The organism is Streptomyces sp. NPDC059900 (assembly GCF_050270335.1).
Lineage (GTDB): Bacteria > Actinomycetota > Actinomycetes > Streptomycetales > Streptomycetaceae > Streptomyces.
Genome location: NZ_JBNNJZ010000592.1, coordinates 1 through 4,832, shown reverse-complemented (window position 1 = coordinate 4,832; position 4,832 = coordinate 1). Strand labels below are relative to the sequence as shown.

General features: G+C 69.6%; 4 protein-coding genes and 1 pseudogene. 3 read left to right on the top strand and 2 right to left on the bottom strand.

All coding sequences use genetic code 11. The features are described from left to right. The 3 genes and pseudogenes from ACQKIP_RS39860 to ACQKIP_RS39850 all read left to right on the top strand — a co-directional run. The coding region (locus ACQKIP_RS39860) for an SAM-dependent methyltransferase (RefSeq protein WP_427745285.1) at positions 1-420 on the top strand (420 nt) is incomplete at its 5' end. Between the two features lie 294 nt (positions 421-714). Next, positions 715-1,086, top strand: a pseudogene (locus ACQKIP_RS39855) (IS5/IS1182 family transposase); the annotation flags it as partial. 130 nt (positions 1,087-1,216) lie between these two features. Further along, positions 1,217-2,170, top strand: coding sequence for an IS481 family transposase (locus tag ACQKIP_RS39850; protein ID WP_365863407.1), 954 nt, complete (start codon positions 1,217-1,219; stop codon positions 2,168-2,170). 60 nt (positions 2,171-2,230) lie between these two features. Here the strand turns inward: ACQKIP_RS39850 and ACQKIP_RS39845 are convergent, their stop codons facing one another. Beyond that, entirely contained in the window at positions 2,231-3,286 is a 1,056-nt protein-coding gene (locus ACQKIP_RS39845) for an NADP-dependent oxidoreductase (protein WP_427745284.1), read from the bottom strand. After that, positions 3,283-4,767, bottom strand: coding sequence for an MFS transporter (locus tag ACQKIP_RS39840; RefSeq protein WP_365863409.1), 1,485 nt, complete (start codon positions 4,765-4,767; stop codon positions 3,283-3,285). Before ACQKIP_RS39840 ends, ACQKIP_RS39845 begins: the two co-directional genes overlap by 4 nt. Positions 4,768-4,832 lie beyond the last annotated feature (65 nt).

Here is a 4,832-nt window from a genome sequence, read left to right as displayed (position 1 = left end):
GTCACCGACCCCGACGCGTTGATGAGCGCCGTGGAGGACTCACAGGTCCTGGACTTCGACCAGCCGATTGCGCTCTCCCTCAACGCCCTCATGCACTTCATCACCGACCCCCACGACCCCTTTGCCATCGTCCGCCGGCTCCTCGACCCGCTCCCGGCCGGCAGTGCCCTCGCCATAAACCACTGCACGCCCGACTTCGACCCCGTCACCTGGAACAAGGTCGCGGAGATCTACACCAGTTCGGGGACTCCGGTGCAGTTTCGTTCGCACAGCGATGTACGCCGCTTCTTCGACGGCCTTGACCTGATCGAGCCCGGCCTGTGCTGCTGCCACCGCTGGCGTCCTGCCGGGCCCGCCGACGGCACGGAGCCGACGGACGCCCAGATCGGCCTGCTGGCGGGTGTGGGCATAAAGCGCTGACGGACGCGGTGTCCGGGGGTGGAGGGCAGGCAGTGGGCGAATCGGCTGGTGTGTGCGACATCCCGTGGTCCGCTCTGAGCTTGAGTTTCAACCTCTGAGCTGCACCTTGGTGATCTGGTCCTGGGCGCCCTTCCCCGTCAACAGCGTGGCCGCGCCGCAAGCGGGAATGCTCGCCGGGGTTCCAGAACATCGGCGTGACGGCCGGGCGTCCTGCCGGTGTTTCATAACCTGCGCGCCCTGGGTCATCTTGTGGAGACGAGTCTTGAGTAACAGGGCGGGCGGCGACAGCAAGCAGCGGGTAGGACCCGCCAGACTCCTGATGGGATCGGCTGCGGCGGCACTGGTCTTCAGGCGATTTCCTTGATGACGGCGTTTCCGGACGCTGCGGCGCGTTCCCACCTGCGCAGACGCGAGATCAAAGCGGTCATCCCCGAGAAGAAGGAGCAGGCCGCCCACCGCAAGAAACGCGGCTCACGCGGCGGACGGCCCGTCACCTACGACAAGGAGCTGTACAAGCTCCGCAACAGCGTCGAACGCACCATCAACAAGATCAAGGACTGGCGCGGCCTCGCCGTCCGCTACGACAAAAAACCCGAAAGCTACCAGGCCGGACTCGAATTATGTGCCGGCCTCCTCTGGATCCGGCACCTCGAAGCACAGCCTTGATCACAACTCCACACAGGCCCTAGATGTGCTGTTCGGGCACATTGGTGACGCCGTCGCGGTCTTGCATGGGTGAGGGCCTTCTGGTTTCGGTGGTGATTGCGACATCTACCGCCGAGTGCAGGAGGCCCTCATGTGCCACCGTAACGCGCCGCTCACTCCCACCGGCAGGCTGCGCCTGGCCTGGTGCATCGTGGAGGACGGCTGGCCGCTGCGACGGGCCGCCGAACGGTTCCAGGTCAGTCACACCACCGCCAAACGCTGGGCCGACCGCTACCGCCTCCAGGGCTGGCGGGGCATGTACGACCGCTCCAGCCGCCCCCACCACTCACCCGGCAAAACCCCCGCCAGCGTCGAGGAACAGGTGATACGACTACGCCGGGAACACCGCATCGGCCCCCAGCGGATCGCGATACGCAGCAACATCGCCGCCTCGACCGTCCACCGCATCCTGCGCGACCATCACCTGCCGCCGCTGGCCACGCTCGACCGGGCCACCGGCCGGCCCGTCCGCCGCTACGAACGCGACCGGCCCGGCGAACTGCTGCACATCGACGTCAAGAAGCTGGGCCGCATCCCCGACGGCGGCGGCCACCGCGTGCTGGGACGGGCCGCGGGCCGCAGAAACCGCGACCGGGCCGGACTGGCCTACCTGCACACGGCATTGGACGACCACTCCCGGCTCGCCTACACCGAAGACCTGCCCGACGAGAAGGCGGCCACCTGCGCGGGCTTCCTGCGGCGGGCAGCCGCCTGGTTCGCCGGCCACGGCATCACCGTCGAACGCGTACTGACCGACAACGCCTGGTCCTACACGAAAACCACCTGGCACGAAACCTGCCGCCAACTGGGCATCCAGCCGCGCCGGACACGGCCCTGGCGTCCGCAGACCAACGGCAAGGTCGAACGCTTCCACCGCACCCTGCTCGACGAGTGGGCCTACCACCAGCCCTACACCAGCGATACCCAACGCCAGGCAGCGTTTGCCGACTGGCTCGACTGGTACAACTACCACCGACCCCACACCGGAATCAGCGGCCAAACCCCAGCAAGCCGCGTCACCAACGTGTCAGAACGACACACCTAGATGGCCGTCGATGCCGATCACGCTCTCCCCTCCCCCTCCCTCACCCCCACACTCGGCCGCTCACTTGGCGCCGCCGCTGTCCAGGCGGACGAGCATCTTGCCAGTGTTCGCGCCGCTGAGGACGCCCAGGAACGCGGCCGGGGCGTGGTCGAGGCCGTGCACCACGGTCTGCTCGGTGTGCAGGGTGCCATCGGCCAGCCAGGCGGCGCCCTGCTTGATCCAGTCGGGGAAGAGGCTGAAGTACGAGTTCACCAGCATGCCGCGCAGGCTGAGCTCCTTGGTGTACGCCTGGAAAAGGTTGGTCGGGCCCGGCACCGGGGCGGTGGCGTTGTACGCGCTGATCGCGCCGATCAAGGCGAAGCGGGCGCCGGGGCGGGAGGCGGCCATGGCCGCCTCCAGGTGGTCGCCGCCGACGTGGTCTAGGTAGATGTCGATGCCTTCGGGAGCTGCCTTCGCCAGCTGCTCGGCGATGGGGGCGGCCTTGTAGTCCAGGGCCGCATCGAAGCCGAAGTCGTCGAGCAGCTTGGCCGTCTTGGCCGGGCCGCCCGCCGAACCGATCACCCGCGCGGCGCCGAGGCGGCGGGCCAGCTGCCCGGCCACGCTGCCGACGGCGCCGGCCGCGGCGGAGACGAACACCACGTGGCCCTCCTGCACCGGCGCGACCTCGGTGACGGCGGCGTACGCCGTCAGACCGGTGGTTCCCAGCGCCCCCAGGTACGCCTCGGCAGGGGCGAGCGCCGTGTCGACCACGGAGACCGCGGCGGCGTCCAGCGCTGCGTACTCCCGCCACCCGGCGAAGTGCGACACCGTGGCACCGGCCGGGACCGCCGGCGCCCGGGAGGCGACGACCTCGCCCACCGCGCTGCCCTCGAGTGCGACGCCGAGCTGGCTCGGCGGGATGTAGGAGGGGACATCGGTCATCCGGCCGCGCATGTACGGGTCGACCGACATCCAGTCGTTGCGGACCAGGATCTCGCCGTCGGCCAGGTCCGCCGGTATGTCGGCGTGGACCAGTTCGAAGTTCTCGGCGCCGGGGGCGCCGGTGGGGCGCGAGGCCAGGCGGATCTCGCGGCTGGTGCGGGGGATGGCGGCGGGGGTGCGCGTAGGGGTGGTCATGAGTGGCTCCTTGAGGTGGTTCCGGGAGTTCCCCGCAGCAGCACGAAGGCGAGGACAAGGGCCGCCGCCACGAAACCGGCGGCGGTCAGGAAGGCCGCGTGATAACCTTCGAGCAGCGCGGACCTGGCGGCCTCGCCGCCGGATCCGAAGCTGTCCGCGCCGCCCGCTTCGGGGCCGCTCGTACGGGCGGTGACGACCGCGCTCATCACGGCGAGGCCGATGGCGCCGCCGATCTGCTGAGTGGTGTTGAACAGGCCGGAGGCGATGCCGGACTCCTCGGGGGCGACGGCGGCCATGCCGAGCCCCATCATGGCGGGCGCGGCCAGGCCGAAACCGATGCCCATCAGCAGGGACGCGGGCAGGAAGTCCACCGCGTACATGCCGTCCGCCCGGCTGAACGACAGCAGCATGAAGGCCGCCGTGATCAGGACGAGCCCCAGGTACAGGAGCGGCCGCTGCCCGAACTTCATGATCAGGCGGGCCGAGAGGCCGAGCGAGATCACCGCGATGACAGCGGCGACCGGCATGAAGCCGAGCCCCGCCGCGAGCGCGCTGTAGCCAAGCACCTGCTGCAGATACAGCGTCCCGAAGAACAGCAGCCCGAACATGCCTGCGATCACCATGAACTGCGCGGCGTTCGCCGCGGTCAGCCGCCGCGAGCGGAACAGCCGCAGCGGCAGCAGCGGCCGCTCGGCGCGGGCCTGCCGTACGACGAATCCGGCGAGCAGCGCGAGGGCGAGCACGCCGAGCAGCAGGGTCCGGGCGGAGGCCCAGCCGGCCTGCTCGGCGTCGACGATGGTGTAGACGAGCAGCATCATGCCGGCCGTGGCCAGGGCGGCACCGAGGAAGTCGGTCCCCTTGTCCAGGCCCTGCGACTCGTCCTTAGGGATCGCACGAAGGCCGAGGGCGATGACCGCCGCGCCGATCGGTGCGTTGATGAAGAAGATCCAGTGCCAGCTGAGCAGGTCGGTCAGGACGCCGCCGAGCAGTGGCCCGACCGTGCCGCCGCCCGCGGAGGCGAAGCTGTAGGCGCCGATGGCCTGGGCTTGCCGGCGCGCGTCGGTGAACTGGGTCGCCACCATGCCGAGAATGCAGGCCGAGGCGATCGCGCCGCCGACGCCTTGCAGGAACCGGAAGCCGATCAGCGTGGCCTCGCTGGTCGCGAATCCGCACAGCAGCGAGGCCGCGCTGAAGAGTGCGACGCCGACGAGGAAGACCCGCTTGCGCCCGATCAGGTCACCGAGTCGGCCGGCGAGCATCAGCAGCCCGCCAAACGGGACGACGTAGGCGTTGACCACCCAGACCAGATTCTCCGCGGAGAAGCCGAGGCCGCGCTGCACGGTCGGGAGGGCGACATTGACGATGTTCTGGTCGACGACAATCATCACTTGCCCGATGCAGAGCACGGTGATCGTCAGCCAGGGCGAAGTGGCTCGCGGCCGCTCGGCCACGGCCTTCGCGGTGACCGCCCGCCCGGTCACGGTCTGCCCGTGAAGGTACGGACGTAGTGCTCGGCGATCTCGTCGCTGGTGGCCGCCCACACACC

Bases quoted from the DNA above. Each gene is read 5' to 3' on its own strand.
- ACQKIP_RS39845 (WP_427745284.1), bottom strand. From the start codon at position 3,286: ATGACCACCCCTACGCGCACCCCCGCCGCCATCCCCCGCACCAGCCGC.
- ACQKIP_RS39850 (WP_365863407.1), top strand. From the start codon at position 1,217: ATGTGCCACCGTAACGCGCCGCTCACTCCCACCGGCAGGCTGCGCCTG.